The organism is Chryseolinea sp. H1M3-3 (genome assembly GCF_029360725.1).
In the GTDB taxonomy this organism is placed as follows: domain Bacteria; phylum Bacteroidota; class Bacteroidia; order Cytophagales; family Cyclobacteriaceae; genus Chryseolinea.
The window spans coordinates 42,029-57,609 of the sequence record NZ_JARKMY010000002.1; the positions used below are offsets into that span (position 1 = coordinate 42,029).

12 protein-coding genes are annotated in these 15,581 nt (G+C 42.7%); 6 read left to right on the forward strand and 6 right to left on the reverse strand.

Translation table 11 applies throughout. From position 1 onward, the window contains the following. Window positions 1-21: 21 nt before the first annotated feature. The 6 genes from P2W71_RS07555 to P2W71_RS07580 all read right to left on the reverse strand — a co-directional run bounded on the left by P2W71_RS07555 (window position 22) and on the right by P2W71_RS07580 (window position 5,802). Window positions 22-1,293 carry an ABC transporter permease gene (locus P2W71_RS07555; protein WP_276369175.1) on the reverse strand — a complete coding sequence of 424 codons (1,272 nt, stop codon included), beginning with the start codon at window positions 1,291-1,293 and terminating at the stop codon, window positions 22-24. Further along, window positions 1,290-2,039, reverse strand: coding sequence for an ABC transporter ATP-binding protein (locus P2W71_RS07560; protein ID WP_276369177.1), 750 nt, complete (start codon window positions 2,037-2,039; stop codon window positions 1,290-1,292). The genes P2W71_RS07555 and P2W71_RS07560 overlap by 4 nt, the downstream gene beginning before the upstream one ends. Then, window positions 2,036-3,043 (reverse strand): BtrH N-terminal domain-containing protein, encoded by a 1,008-nt coding sequence (locus P2W71_RS07565; protein WP_276369180.1) that lies wholly within the window; start codon window positions 3,041-3,043, stop codon window positions 2,036-2,038. Before P2W71_RS07565 ends, P2W71_RS07560 begins: the two co-directional genes overlap by 4 nt. Then, entirely contained in the window at window positions 3,033-3,452 is a 420-nt protein-coding gene (locus P2W71_RS07570) for a hypothetical protein (protein WP_276369182.1), read from the reverse strand. The genes P2W71_RS07565 and P2W71_RS07570 overlap by 11 nt, the downstream gene beginning before the upstream one ends. Window positions 3,453-3,526: 74 nt before the next feature. Beyond that, on the reverse strand, window positions 3,527-4,666 hold the full coding sequence (locus tag P2W71_RS07575) for a beta-ketoacyl-ACP synthase III (protein ID WP_276369184.1): 1,140 nt from the start codon (window positions 4,664-4,666) through the stop codon (window positions 3,527-3,529). A 215-nt stretch (window positions 4,667-4,881) separates the two neighbouring features. Further along, on the reverse strand, window positions 4,882-5,802 hold the full coding sequence (locus P2W71_RS07580) for a hypothetical protein (RefSeq protein WP_276369186.1): 921 nt from the start codon (window positions 5,800-5,802) through the stop codon (window positions 4,882-4,884). 287 nt (window positions 5,803-6,089) lie between these two features. Here P2W71_RS07580 and P2W71_RS07585 point away from each other — a divergent pair, with 287 nt between their 5' ends. The 6 genes from P2W71_RS07585 to P2W71_RS07610 all read left to right on the forward strand — a co-directional run bounded on the left by P2W71_RS07585 (window position 6,090) and on the right by P2W71_RS07610 (window position 15,553). Continuing rightward, complete coding sequence (locus P2W71_RS07585) at window positions 6,090-7,430, forward strand: MFS transporter (protein WP_276369188.1); 1,341 nt, start codon at window positions 6,090-6,092, stop codon at window positions 7,428-7,430. 156 nt (window positions 7,431-7,586) lie between these two features. Continuing rightward, the gene (locus P2W71_RS07590; RefSeq protein WP_276369190.1) at window positions 7,587-8,963 is read left to right on the forward strand and encodes an alginate export family protein; all 1,377 of its coding nucleotides are present in this window, start codon (window positions 7,587-7,589) and stop codon (window positions 8,961-8,963) included. 17 nt (window positions 8,964-8,980) lie between these two features. After that, window positions 8,981-10,228: a CmpA/NrtA family ABC transporter substrate-binding protein gene (locus tag P2W71_RS07595; RefSeq protein ID WP_276369191.1), complete on the forward strand. Its 1,248-nt coding sequence runs from the start codon at window positions 8,981-8,983 to the stop codon at window positions 10,226-10,228. Window positions 10,229-10,283: 55 nt separating this feature from the next. Beyond that, entirely contained in the window at window positions 10,284-11,153 is an 870-nt protein-coding gene (gene ntrB / locus P2W71_RS07600) for a nitrate ABC transporter permease (RefSeq protein WP_276369193.1), read from the forward strand. Window positions 11,154-11,164: 11 nt separating this feature from the next. Continuing rightward, on the forward strand, window positions 11,165-11,983 hold the full coding sequence (locus tag P2W71_RS07605; protein ID WP_276369195.1) for an ABC transporter ATP-binding protein: 819 nt from the start codon (window positions 11,165-11,167) through the stop codon (window positions 11,981-11,983). A 57-nt stretch (window positions 11,984-12,040) separates the two neighbouring features. After that, entirely contained in the window at window positions 12,041-15,553 is a 3,513-nt protein-coding gene (locus P2W71_RS07610; RefSeq protein WP_276369197.1) for a nitrate reductase, read from the forward strand. Window positions 15,554-15,581: the final 28 nt, after the last annotated feature.

Consider the following 15,581-nt stretch of genomic DNA (forward strand, 5'->3'; position numbering starts at 1 on the left):
GGTTTGGTATTTAAAATTTGTTTACACAACTGTTCTGGACTTGTGGATAATTACGCTGGTAGCCAGTGCTGCCATCGCAAAACCCATTAATCGTAAAACATTTGGTAATATGGCGCGTATCGAGGCTTGACGCAAAAATAAATCATTAAAGGATTCCAATCCCCAACTCATGGGAGAAAATCGGCTAACGGTCTGTAAAATCTCGGGCATCACATACACGGGCACCCAAACACCTCCGATGGCCGAAAGAATTACAACCGACACAGACCCAAAAGAAAGCGCTTGCTGCGGCGTACGGAAATATACTGCTATCAGCACGCCATATCCTGTGGCTGCCATCGCAACGGAGCTGGCCGTAAGCAATATACCTAACGGATTGCTGCCCAGTACAAGTTTTGTTAAGCCGAGCAATGGCATGATGTAAATGCCGACGGCAATCATTAATACAAATTGCAAAAGGCATATCATGAAATAGAAACCAAACTTGCCTGAAATTACAGGCCATTGCGATCCTGAAATGAGTCGAAGACGAAGCATGCTTCCTTCTTCTCTTTCCTTGATAAAATTTCCGGCCAAGGGATAAAGGATAAAGAACATGGCAAACATGGTCCATGCAGGAACATTATGCTGTACAGAATTCAACATCAATCCCTGGTATTTATTTTCCGATGCATAGCGCTCGTCGATGCGCATGATCTTGGTGATGTCAAAAGTAATTTTTTGGGGTGCTTCTTCTCTTCCCTCGCTCAGCTGTTGTTGTAGTTCGTCTAGCACCCACTCGGTTTGCACATTTGCTGCAATTTTTTCTACCGCGCCCGATAACGCTTGTCTATAATTCGATTTAATAGTGGGATCAAAAAATATTTTAATATCAATGACTGGAAGTGTGGCGGAGTCAGTTTCGGCTGAAAAGCCAAAATTGGCAAACACCCTTGAAATTAACTGTTTTGTTTTTCGCCGCAGATCGGCACTTGCATTTTTCGGAAGTACAATAGCCGCTTTAAAATTTCCCGCCTGAACAAGTTTCTTTGCTTCCGTGGTATCGTTTTTTACGATTAGGCTAACATTGGGAGAAGCCTTAAAAGCCTTCAATACTTTGGCACTTAATGAATCGCGATCCTGATCAACAAAAATTACTTCAAGTTTTATTTCCTGGTAGTCCCTAAATGGTGCGTCTTGTACCAATGCCATTACAATTACTAGTGCAAGCGGCATGATAAAAATTAGGGCCATCCCTCCGGGATCACGGATCAGCAGCAGAAACTCCTTATATATGGTGGCTAAAATTTTCAATCGCGAATATTTTTACCTGTCAATTTTAAAAATACCTGTTCAAGGTTTTTGCAGTCATCGTGTGCACCCATGATCGAAGTGCGGGTTCCTGTGGAAATCAATTTACCCTCATCGATAATTCCCAAATGCGAGCAAATTCTTTCAACTTCTTCCAATACATGTGAGGAATAAATGATCGTCGTACCCTCCTTCTTCAAGGTTTCCAGGAAATCGAGGATCATGTTTCGCGATTGTACATCTACCCCAGCCGTTGGTTCGTCGAGTATAATAAGTTTTGGCTGATGGAGTAAGGCAGCAATAAGGTTCAGCCTTTTTTTCATGCCGCCCGAAAATGTCGATACTATTTTATTTCCTTTTTCACTTAAACCAAAAACCTGTAAATATTTTTTAATCTGCGCACGAATTTCTGAGGCTTTCAACCCATACATACGGCCAAAATAAAACAGATTTTCATAGGCAGTGAGGGTTGGGAATAGCGCTATTTCCTGAGGTGCTACGCCAATGTGTTTTCGGATATCGGCACCATTTTCCATCACATCTGTGCCGAAGACAGAGATGGATCCCGAATCCGGACGCATAAGACCGCATAGCATCATGACTGTGGTAGATTTTCCCGCGCCATTGGGACCCAGTAAACCGAACACCGATCCTTCCTGAATTTCGAGTGTTAATTCTGAAACAGCGCGTTTAGCTGAGTTGGGGTACTGCTTCGTGATGCTATCTAATCGTATGGCCCCTGTACTCATTTTGATTTGCTAACTTCATAGAGTTGGCGGAAAATTTCATGTTCCTCCGCAGCGCAAGCTTCCAGCATGTCAGCGAGTTCAGCAAAAGTTTTGGTATCCGACTTGCGATTTTTACAAACTCTTCCGGCGTAATATGCAAAATCGCGAAGCTGATCCCCGCTTTTTGTAAGTTGCCTGGAAAGGTTGAAAAGTTTGTCATTCTCTAATTTCGCACTTGCCTGATCAAGGAAGGCTGCATAGATAAAACGAAATCCCGCGCCGCCTGTTCCAATCTCCTCCTGCATCCTTATAAGATTACCTAACCATTGAATGGCCTTTCGATCGCCGATTCGTTCTGGCCAGTATCTCAACCGTTTTGAAAGATATTTCATGCCTTTGGAGCCGACGATGGGTACTGGTATACGCGTCATATTGTCGCTCGTTTGTTTAATGCCTTTCCATAATGCTTTCTCCAGGCTGAAGTCTTTTGGCACTTCAACGGGATAATACATCCGGCCGCTGGGTTCGGGCATTCCTTTTGCAAAGCGCGCGCGAACAAGGTCGTCATAAGATATCTCCGTTGTGTATTCCATTACCGGATCGCTCACCAGGTATTTTCCGTTTTCTTTTCCAAAGACAATCAGGTTATGGGCATTGAAATGAAAACGGTATGCGGCAGGAAGATAATTCAGGTAAAACACGGATGTAAGCATTCCGACCGGTTGGCCTTTCTCCAGCATCTGATCGAGGGCCGTCATGGCCTTTGTTGGATTAGAAAATTTTTTAGTCTCGATTTTAATGCCGATGCGATCGGCGAAACGTTTAAAGATTTGCCCTGGCCAAATCCGGTAAGCAGCTACAGGGATACCGTTAACCTTAATAAACGGCAGGTAGGAAAAGAATAAACCAGAGCCGATCCCAAAGACCATTGGCTCATCGAATTCTAATCCATGAAAGCGCAACAGATTTGAAACGACACCACTTTCACAGTGTGCAGATTGTTTGTGAGTGAAGTTAACGATCATTTTTTCTGAGTGATTCTATATCGGTGAGCTCTTCAACGGTTATGCGGAACGTGTATGCGTATCGCTCCAATGTCTTCCGGGAAAGTTTATTAAAAAAATATGGATAACAATGCAGTCTTACCATGAAGCCAAACGTTGAGGCATAGCTGGCTACCATTGCATGGGTCATGATATTTTTTCTGATGTGGTACAACAGCGGGCTGGCTTTGCCTTGTAATACTTTTGTTCGGGCTTCTTCTACCTCGTCAAACACCACATCCCATGCTTGCTGCATGGCCACTGTCTCAGGCTCCCACCCAATGCTATTTACTTTAACATAGTGGCCTTTGTCGTCAGTTGCATAGTAGAGTTTTGCAAGCTTGCCTTCGTTTAGGTTTACCTGATCTTGTGGTACCTGATCTTTTTCCATATTGTGATCCGTTTGAGGTTCATTTTTAAGAAGTACGTCAGAAAACTTTCATCATATAACGGATAACGGGGTGGCTAAACTACTGTTAACAAAATGTATGCATAATTAAACCGTGCGCTTTCCGGAACCATCATCAATAGCTGATCATCTTTCTTCAGCTTACCAGAATTAAATAATTCTTCCAGCATAAGGAAAGGTGAGGCAGCACCTACATTGCCTACCCACGACAAGTTTGTAAACCATTTTGAAGACGGAATATTCAATCCTATTAATTCCAGCTCTTTCGCGATGCGGGAAGCAAAATATTGAGACGAAAGATGCGGCAGGAAGTACGTTACTTTTTCGGGATCGAACTTTTTTGATGCAGCGAGATCCTTCAGAAGCTGTCCGCCTTTTTTTACAATAAAATCGCCAAGCAATTTAGTATCCTGTTTGATGGCAAAGACAGACTCACCCGTCCATACATCCTGATCCAAATCACTCCATCCGATGAATTCACCGGCCTCATCTTTTATCGCACCAGCATACATACAAGCAGGCAGTTCGTGCGCAAAGGATCGTTGTTCTATCCATTCTATCTTAAGGGATAAACTATTTGCATTAGGCATATCTTGCAGTAATGCTGCGCTGGCGCCATCCGATAGCATGAAACGTAGAAAGTCCTTTTCAAAAGCGATAATTCCATCACCCTCCAGTTGAGCAACCTTTTCGCCTTCTTCTTTGAAATATTTTGCGAGCATCCAGATGGAAAATCGTTCTGAGCCGGTACACACTGCGTTAGACGCGGTACCGGACAGGATAGAAAGATATCCAAACTTTAATGCTTGTATACCTGCACTGCAGGCCCCCGTAGTAGAATTGATCTCAACAGGATTTCCCCCAAGCGCGCCATGAACCATTGCGGCATGTGCAGGTAAAAGCTGATCGGGTGACGTTGTTCCACAAGACAAAACTTCAATGTCTTCCAAGCCAAAACTCTTATCAAAAAGTTTTTCGACAGCTAATTTTGTCAGCTCTGTATTGGTATGGGTAGGATTTCCCTCTTTGTCGGAAGCGTAATACCTGGTTTTAATTTGATTATTGCGTAAAATAAGAGGCTTCGCCTTGGATGCTTGATTATTGATCTTCCCGAGAATATTCTCCATCTCGTCATTAGACACGGGATCATTAGGTAAGAAACTTGCTAATTTGGTTATGTAAACACTCCTATTCATTCTCTGCTATAAGTTTGCGGTCTTTGTTGCCAGTTTTTATAAGGGCAATTTGAGTTCGAAAGTACTTCTTTCCTATAAGAATTAAAAAATTTAAAGCCTTTTTGGGGTCATCGACAACGTATGGTAATTGGTGAAACCTGATAGTGATAACGTACTAACACCTTGGTATTACAAAAAATTTCGTCTTGTACCTTTTTCAATTTTTAAAAATGATCTTAATTGTTGCGTAGCGAATTCTGTTTATAATACTCAACATCCTGTATTAGTTCTTTCCTTTTTACAGTTAGCAAAATCCGTGAGAGCATCCACAATAATGGGGACAAAACAAAAATTGCCGCAGGTAATAAATACATAAAAATGTAAACCCTGATTTTCCTTCCTGTCGAGTGGACAGGCCCACCGGAAGCAATAAATTTAGACCACACCGAGAAAGCTTTTTGCCCACGTCGTTCCAACAACACCAGGTTGGGTTTAATGTCTATAGCCCCCGCTTCATTTAATTTTGTCTGCAAGTTTTCTAGCTCATTTTTTACAAGAGCTTGATTAATAATTTCCCCAAAGGTTTGGGTATGCTCTATATCACGATCGGAAACTCCGGCGGCGGGAAAAATCCAGAAAGGTTTTTTGTCGCCGGTAAACATCCATCTCAGGATCGTAATCAAGCTTGTTAAGTTAGCCGATCGGTCCATGAGCGCGATATGGCCAATGAGTTTTGCGTCAGCTTCTTTTAATTTTTTCTTCACTTTTTCCTGAGCGCCGAGCCACATGTTTCGACAACCCAGAACCGTTACCACTGGTTTATCAGATAATACCCGTCGGCCTTCCGCACTTTGTAAAAATGAACTAACCGGCCTTGAAGGAGTAAGAAACCACGGCTGATAGCCTAAGATGACTAAGTCATATCCGTTTGCAGCTTTGGAGGATATATTTTTTAAAGATTGGGGCTTCTGACTGAACACCTCCGGAAATGCATTGAAAAACTGATATGAGCTCCATGGAAAAGGAAACTTTTCCTCAGGTTGTATCTCTTCAAAGTGTATAGTATGCCCTGCGTGAATGAGAGGTTTTGCAAGTGATTGAAGTATGGACAACAGTTGTCCGGATTGTGTATAGTATAAGATGAGGATTCTTTTCATTGAGGTTCTTTTCCAATCAAGCCGCAAAGTAAAAGTTTTTTTACAGCATTCTTTTTAATCACCATACTGGGTGTACCATATTTTAATGGATCGAATTTTTTGGAAATAATCGATGTCAAGACCCCTAGCACAGATATCCGGCCTGTTAATACTCTGTACTGCAATCGATTTTCTACGTAATTAAATCCGTTACGTTAATATTTTTACGTATTTATACGTAATAATACTTGTTGTTTACTTATTTTTAATACGTAAATAAACGTAGTTATAAGTTAACAACCCCGGATATGAAAGCTACCAAAATTAGTCTGTTGGATTTTAAATCGGTTCCCATGCGGACTTTTCACATCACCTGGATAACCTTTTTTCTTTGTTTTTTTGGCTGGTTTGGAATTGCCCCATTGATGCCGATTGTGCGTGAAGACCTGGGACTCACCAAGGGGCAAATTGGCAACATCATTATCGCATCTGTAGCGATCACCATATTTGCTCGCCTTTTTTTTGGTTGGCTATGCGATAAAATCGGACCACGCATCGCGTATACAAGTTTACTTTTAATAGGCTCCCTGCCGGTTATCTTCATTGGGTTTAGCAACAGCTATGAATCCTTTCTTTTGTTCCGGTTAGCCATTGGTCTTATTGGGGCGTCATTCGTAATTACCCAATATCACACGTCGGTGATGTTCGCTCCGAATGTCGTTGGCACTGCGAATGCTACCGCAGCAGGCTGGGGGAATATGGGCGGCGGAGTAACGTTGATGGTTATGCCCCTGGTGTTTGCTGCATTCGTAGGAATGGGGTATCTAAATGAACAAGCATGGAGATACAGCATGGTGATTCCAGGCATAGCGTTGTTTGTTATGGGAATTGTATATTATTTTTTCACACAAGATACGCCAGACGGCAATCTGCGGGATCTGCGGAAATCCAATCCTGACTATAAGGCAAAAGCAAAAGATTCTAAAGGCAGTTTCTTAAGCGCGTGCCGGGATTACCGGGTATGGGTACTCTTTCTGGCATATGGGGCTTGCTTTGGCATAGAAATCACTATCGACAATATTGCTACGTTATATTTTGTCGACTACTTCGATCTTGGCCTTAAGGAAGCAGGAATTATTGCAGGCACTTTTGGCATGATGAATATTTTTGCCCGCGCATTGGGCGGGATATTCGGAGACAAGGCAGGCAAAAAATGGGGGTTGAAAGGAAGGATTTTTATCCTCGGAATCTTCCTTTTGCTGGAAGGTCTCGGAATCATGCTTTTTTCCACAATGGACGTGTTGGTATGGGCTATCGCAACCATGTTGCTATTTGCGCTATTTCTTAAAATGTCAAATGGTGCGACCTATTCAGTCGTGCCCTTCATTAACCAAAAGGCTATGGGCGCGGTATCTGGGATTGTTGGCGCTGGTGGTAACGTAGGGGCTGTACTTGCAGGTTTCTTATTTACTTCTGAAACGATCTCCTATCGCGAAAGCCTCTTCTTCATCGGAATAGCTGTAACACTGGTTTCATTCGTTTCACTTGCGTTGAGCTTTTCCAAAAATGTTAATCCCGATACCGTGCATGTGGATACAAAATCGGAATCTCGGCAGCCAAAGCCAGTTTTGAAGGAGGCTATCGCCTAACTATTAACCCGACCAACTTAACCGAAAAAGTAAAAAGACAAGAACAATTCCCCGAGGAAAGTTACCAGGTAGCCAACCTCAAAAAAAGAGTCCCCTTTCAGAACCACGAATTCTTCCAGGGGACAAGCATTTAGTTGTAACACTAAACTCAAAAATATGGATAAGAAAACTTACTCACCAATTTTAGCCTTTCTTTTTTGCTTGTGCCTGACGAGCCAACTTCAGGCACAATTCACTGTTTCCGGACAAATCAGAACACGAACTGAACTCCGGGATGGACAGGGCACACCATCTGTTAAGGACACAGTACCCGCCTTTTTTACCTCGCAACGTACCCGTATCAACTTTGGATATTCAGCTTACCGATTCAAGCTCTATGCTTCTTTGCAAGATGTAAGAGTCTGGGGACAGGATGCTTCATCCGTGAACCGTATCACCACTGATGCTTATGATGGATTTATGGTTCACGAAGCATGGGGAGAAATCAGTTTGGTTGATACAGGAAAAGTTATTAAGAACTTTGCTTTAAAAATCGGTCGTCAGGAATTGGTATATGATGATGTCCGATTACTTGGAAATCTAGACTGGCTTCAGCAGGCCCGTCGTCATGACGCTGCACTTCTTAAATTTGATCACAACGGCTGGACTGCTCATCTCGGAGTTGCATATAATCAAAACGCAGAGCGTAAATCAAATCACATATATAACGGTGTACCTACGGGATATCCCGCCAGTACCAACGGCATGGGGGCGATGTATAAGTCCATGCAGTTTTTATACGTTGCCCGAAAACTTCACTTCGGAAATGCATCGTTACTTGCTTTCAAAGACGACTTCAGTAAATTCCATTTTGCAGAGACAGATCTCGAGAGGAAAACGCCCATATACGATAAAGGAGTATGGAGCCGTTTCACGATAGGAGGTCATTTGGTTGGTACCGCGGCCAGAAAACTTGCCTTTACAGCAAGCGCCTTTTATCAAGGAGGAAAATATCGTGAAGGAACTTCACTCGATGAGTATTTGCTTTCGCTTTCAACCATGTACTCGGTCGGAAGGAAATTCAGCTTTGGCCCAGGCGTTGACGTCACCTCCGGGAATAATGGCGCTGATCCTTCAAAGAAGTTTCAACGCTTTGATCCTTTATACGGAACACCGCATAAGTTCTGGGGATACATGGACTACTTTTATGTAGCCGATGGATTTGGCCCCAGCGGTCTTGTTAACTACTATTTAAAATCCAAATACAAACCAAAAGATAATCTAACCCTTTCATTGGATGTCCACCAATTTGCATTGCCATCTGCCGTAACGAATGAGGCAGGTGTAGCGCTGGATAAATCATTAGGAACTGAAATTGATTTTGTGTTTAGCTATGCGATGACGAAGGTAATCAACATTGAAGGGGGATATTCCTCGATGTTTTCTACTTCGACATTGACGTCGGCCAAGGTTAAGAATGTGAAAAATGCAGATAGCTTTTCAAGCTGGGCATATCTAATGATCTCCATCAAACCTGAATTTGTTTTCAAATAACCTAAACCGACATCCTCATGAAAAACATAAAAACTTATATAAAATCGATTACCTCGTGGTTCTTCCTTCCCGTATTATTGATGGTCCTTACATCATCCAGTCCCTTGAATACAGATGTAAGTCAGAAGCCAGTAATTCGTCTTGGAATTATTCCACTTACTGACTGTGCACCCATTGTCATGGCTAAAGAACTAGGGCTGTTTGAAAAATATGGTGTCAATGTCGAAATATCCAAAGAAGCTTCCTGGGCTAATGTTAGAGACAAAATTCTGACTGGTGAATTAGAAGGAGCTCATTGTCTTTCCAGTATGCCGCTCTCAGTATATACTGGCGTTGGCGGAAAAGCGGGATCTGAAATGAGAATTGCGATGATTCTTAATAATAATGGTCAGGCCATTACATTATCAAAAGATTTTTGTGGCAAAGTAGGTTTTAAGCAGACCACCAAGGTTGCGCCAGTAGTTGCATCCAAGCTAAAAGCGGATAAAGAAGTTACGTTTGCCATGACTTTTCCTGGTGGTACACACGATATCTGGTTACGTTACTGGCTAGCAGCTGCAAACGTAAGCCAGAAGACTTCAAAGATCATTACTATTCCTCCACCCCAAATGGTTGCTAACATGAAAGTTGGAAACATGGACGGTTTTTGTGTAGGCGAACCGTGGAATGGCGTAGCTGTGAAGCAAAATATCGGATTTACGGAGATATCAACTCAGGACATCTGGAAACACCATCCTGAAAAAGCATTGGTCGTGAATAAAAAATTTAGTGAGGAAAGAAGAGAAGATTTAAAAGCAGTCATGAAAGCCGTCCTGGAAGCTTGTAAATGGTTAGACAACAGGGCGAACAGAAAAAAGGCGGCCGAAGTAATCGGAAGAACACCCTATGTCAATGCACCTGCGGACGTAATTGAAGCCCGACTATTAGGTGATTACAACCTGGGTTGTAATCAGGGAACTGAAATCTACACCGATGATTACATGCTCTTTCATCGTAGCGGTGAAACCAATTTTCCGCGGAAATCTCATGCGATCTGGTTTATGACACAATTTGTAAGATTTGATTATCTAAAAGAAGCCCCGGATTACAAAGCTATTGCTGACAAATTGATCATGCAGGATTTATATAAGGAGGTCGCCGCTAGCATGAAGATCAAGATCCCCGATGACGACATGAAGCCGTTCACCATTGATCTTGATAAAGCCAAATTTGATCCGAACAGTCCAGGAGAATATTTGAAACAGGTAAAAAGTATTAATCAATAGTATTCACGTCAACCTCGGTCAATGCAGGCCGAGGTTGACTTAAAAAAATAACAGCATGAAAAGAGCCATAACACTCACAATGACGCTGACAAGAGATTGGATGAAAGGAACTACTCCTTCGTCATCTCAAGGATTGCACACGACTATAAAACGAATTATATCCATTTTTACGGGATTATCTTATAACCTTATTGGTATAGTGCTTTTGCTTGGAATTTGGCACGTTGTAAGCCTGGTTACCGATGGTGAATTGCCAGGGCCTATCGCAACGTCATCCGTTTTTTGGGAATTGATCAGCAATCCGGTATACGACTATGGACCCAACGATAAAGGTATAGCCTTACAGTTATACAGTTCATTGAGCCGTGTGTTTACAGGGTTTATATTAGGATCAATAATAGCCATCCCGATAGGTTTGTTAATGGGGGCAAACTCTTTCTGTCGAAAGATTTTTTATCCTATTGTGCAAATTTTAAAACCCGTTTCGCCGCTTGCCTGGTTCCCTATTGGCCTGGTTGCGTTTCAATCAGCGAGTGATGCCACGATTTTTATCATTGTCATTACTTCCTTATGGCCCACGCTTATTAACACCGCTTTTGGTGTAGCTTCTATACCTGACGATCATAAAAATGTGGCTAAAGCTTTTGGTTTTTCCAAATGGAAATATCTTACAAAAGTACTTCTGCCATACAGTCTCCCTCATATCATTACTGGACTGCGTCTTAGTATAGGCGTAGCGTGGTTGGTGATTGTTGCAGGCGAGATGTTGTCAGGAGGTATGGGCATTGGATTTTTTGTGTGGGACAGCTGGAATGCTTTGAGCCTTGAAAAAGTTATTTCAGCGATCCTCATCATCGGGCTCGTGGGTCTGTTGCTTGACCGCGTGTTTTCTTACCTGGAAAAGAAAGTTACCTATTCAATCTAAATGTGAAATGTATGAGCTATCTGAAAATTGAAAATATGGAAATCGCCTTCAACTCTTTGAAGGGCAAATTTGTAGCGGTAAAAGATATCAACCTGGAAGTTGAAAAGGGACAAATCATTTCAATCATTGGACATTCGGGATGTGGTAAATCAACTATCATGAATGCGATTGGCGGAATGGTGTTCCCGTCAAAGGGGAAGGTCGTTTTAAATGGGAAAGAAATTAAAGGTCCTGGTCCAGACCGCGGAATAGTATTTCAAAATTATTCTTTGCTGCCCTGGTTAACGGTTTACCAGAATATTTTTCAGGCTGTAGATGCAGCCTTGCGTAATAAAAACAAGTCGGAGAAACATGAATTGTCTGAGAAGTACCTGAAGATGGTAAACCTTTGGGAGCATCGCGAAAAATATCCCAAGCAAATTTCAGGAGGTATGAAGCAACGTGTCGCAATAGCGAGGGCATTTGCCATTGACCCAGAAGTGCTGTTGCTAGACGAGCCTTTTGGCGCACTGGATGCTTTGACAAAAGCTTCACTTCATATTGAGCTATTGAAATTATGGAATCTTACACATCGGTCTAAGACCATCGTCATGGTGACACATGATATTGAAGAAGCTGTTTTTCTTTCTGATCGGATTGTGGTGATGAACAATGGACCGGCAGCAACCATCCGAGAAATTGAGGAGGTGCATTTACCTCGGCCAAGAAATAAAAAAGACACTGTGAACTTACCTGAATATAAAATTATCCGCGAACGCTTATTGAATTTATTAATTGAGAAAGTAGCGTTGGATGAATCGGAATTTTATAAGGAGGAGCGGGCAGCTTAATCGTCATTCAAAGTTATTGGATGGGGTTCATTTATGTAGCACAAAACAATTTGTAACGTGGCAATCAAAAGAGATGGTAGTTTTAAAACAACGTGTTCCTATTGCGGTGTAGGCTGCGGCATTGTTGTTAAGAAGGATCGAAAAAACAACCTGGTGATCGAAGGTGACAAAGACCATCCGGCAAACAGGGGAATGTTGTGTTCGAAAGGAATGAACCTTCACTACGCGATGCAGGATACGCGCGACCGGCTGCTTTATCCGGAAATGCGGTGGAGTAAAAATCATCCTTACCAACGCGTCACCTGGGACGCCGCCATGCAACGGAGCGCCGCTGTTTTTAAATCGATCATTCAAAATTATGGACCTGATGCAGTAGGATTTTACGTATCCGGACAATGTCTCACAGAGGAATATTATCTGGCCAACAAACTGGTAAAAGGGTTTATTGGAACGAACAACATAGATACCAACTCGCGACTTTGCATGAGCAGCGCAGTTGCGGGTTATGCAAATATGCTTGGAGAGGATTCCGTACCTGTTTCTTATGAGGATATTGAAATTGCAGATTGTTTTTTAATTGCAGGCGCCAATCCCGCCTGGTGTCACCCGATTTTATTCAGGAGAATAGAAGCGCATAAGCAAAATAATCCGGACGTTAAGATAATCGTTGTAGATCCACGAAAAACACAAAGCTGTTCTATTGCCGACCTGCACCTTCAAATTACGCCAGGTACCGATATTTATGCATATAATGCCATTGCTCGTGTACTGATTGAAAATGGTGAAGTCGATTTTGATTTCATTGCCAAACACACGGAGGACTTTGAAAAATATCGTGATTCTGTTTTTAAAATTTCCATCGAGGAAGCTGCTGACAAATGTGATATCACGATCGATCAAATCAGGTTGGCTGCAAGCTACATTGCGTCTTCTAAAGGTTTTCTTACCCTTTGGGCCATGGGTCTTAATCAAAGTGTGATTGGGGTAAAGAAAAATTTCGCGTTGATTAGCCTTAATCTCATCACAGGTCATATTGGAAAGCCTGGATCAGGACCATTCTCACTAACGGGACAGCCCAACGCAATGGGAGGCCGGGAAGTAGGAGGATTGGCTACCATGCTTGCAGCGCACCGAAGCATTGCGAATCCTCAACACAGAACCGAAGTGGCGGAGTTTTGGGGCGTTCCTAAGATCTCAGACAGGCCTGGTCTTACAGCAACACAAATGATTGAAGCGTTAGAACGTGGAGATCTTAAAGCTGTATGGATTGTTTGTACAAATCCTTTAGTCAGTTTGCCGGACGCACGGCGGGCTGAGGCAGCGCTCAAGAAAGCGAAATTTGTGGTCGTTCAGGATATCTCTCGAAATTCTGACACGTTGCAATTTGCCGACGTTATTCTCCCTGCCGCAGGGCATTTTGAAAAGGAAGGAACCATGACAAATTCCGATCGTCGCATAAGTCATCTGAGCAAAATTGTAAATGCTCCCGGTGAAGCGTTACCGGATGCTGAGATACTCTGCAAATTTGCTAAAGCGATGGGCTTCCAGGGATTCGATTATAGCAATCCATCTGAAATTTATGATGAGCACTGTCGACTTACTAAAAACACAAACATTGATATCAGTGGACTTTCCTACGAAAGATTAAAATCCGAAGGTACTTTCCAATGGCCAGTACCGTCAGCCGATCATGGAGGCACCAAAAGATTGTTTACGGATCATACGTTTTTCACGCCATCCAAAAAAGCAAGATTTTTTCCGCTCGATCATCCTGAAAATCTTTCCGAGCCAGTGAGTGAAAAATTGCCATTGATCCTTACAACGGGACGTATACGCGATCAATGGCACACCATGACCAAAACCGGTAAGGTGAATAAGCTTCGCCAACATATTGACAAACCGTATGTCGAAATTCATCCCGAGGACGCTGACGCCAGAAATATAAAAGAGGGCGATGTCGTGATCGTTGAAAATGGAAGAGGTGAAGTAAGGGTATGCGCAAAAGTCACGGAGGATATTAAACGTGGTGTTGTTTTTTTACCGATGCATTGGGGTAAAATCCTAAACCAGGATTATGCCCGTGCAAATAATCTGACAAGCACACTGGTCGACCCGATATCAAAAGAACCTGATTTTAAATTCGCAGCAATAGAAGTAAAAAAATATAAGAAGCCTGTTGAAAAAATCATTATCGCTGGCGCAGGGGCTGCATCATACAGATTTCTGTGTACGTATCGTTCCCTGAATCCTACGGATGAAATTCAGGTGTTCTCTAAAGAGAAATATCCCTTTTATAACCGGGTTCTACTCCCCGAATATGTGAATGATAAATTATCGTGGGATAAACTGCAGAAATTTCAAGTTGGAGAATTTGAAGTTTTGAATGTGAAGTTAAACCTGGAAACTGAAATAGTTGAAATCAACCGAAGTGAAAAATATGTCGTTGATAAACACGGCAAGAGGCACAATTATGACAAATTAATTTTAGCGACCGGTACCCGTGCACATGTGCCAAAAGATGCTCCCGTCAACTTACCTGGAATATTTACCATGCGCACACGGCATGATGCTGACACCCTTAAGAATTTTCTGGAACCCAAAGGCCATGTGTTGATTATTGGCGGTGGACTGCTAGGCCTGGAGTTAGCGGCATCGTTGAGTGACATTGATGTAAATGTTTCCATCCTTCAATTGGGAAGCCGGCTGATGGAACGTCAAATCGATAATTTGGCAGGAGAGCTCCTACGGGATTTCATTGAAGAAAAGAACATCACCGTCTACATGAACGACCAGGTACAAGTAGTGGAACCTGCGCATCAAAAAGGAAAGTTGCGTGCCCGGTTGCGCAGCGGAAAAATTTTGCAGGCTGATGCGGTAGTGTACGCGGTCGGGACCCGGCCGAACATTGAATTCGCAGTGGAGTCCGGACTTGATTCTGCTCAGGGAATTATCGTAAACGACTATATGCAAACAAGCGACCCGGACATTTTTGCTATTGGTGAAATTGCTGAGCACCGGGGACGCATGATGGGTATCACCGCTGCGGCTGAAAAACAAGCGGATGTGTTGGCGAATTTCATCCATGGCGATTTCCAAAGCTTATATGAGGGCGCGGTGCCCATGAATATTCTGAAGCTCTCCGGATTCGACCTTTGCTCACTTGGTATTCCGGATGTTCCGGTTAACGGAGAAGGTTATGATGAAATTTTATTCATCGACAAATCTTTGCGGTATTATAAGAAATGTATTATCAAGGACGACCGGTTGGTAGGAGCAATTTTGATTGGTGACAAAAGTGAATTTGCCGAATTTAAATCGCTCATTGAGAGTAAAATCGAATTGTCAGAGCGAAGAATGCAGCTGTTGCGGTCAGGTAAAAAAGTTGAGCCGGTAATTGGTAAATTGATATGCTCTTGTAACCAGGTAGGCGAGGGGAATCTTACCAAATTGGTGGAGGAAGGATGTCACACACTTACGGCACTTTGTCAAAGATCCGGAGCGGGCCTAGGATGCGGCAGTTGTAAACCTGAAATTCAAAAAATAATAAAGGAGAGTCTGGTGAAGGTATAAAAATAGCAGTTATCCAAAACCGGTAACA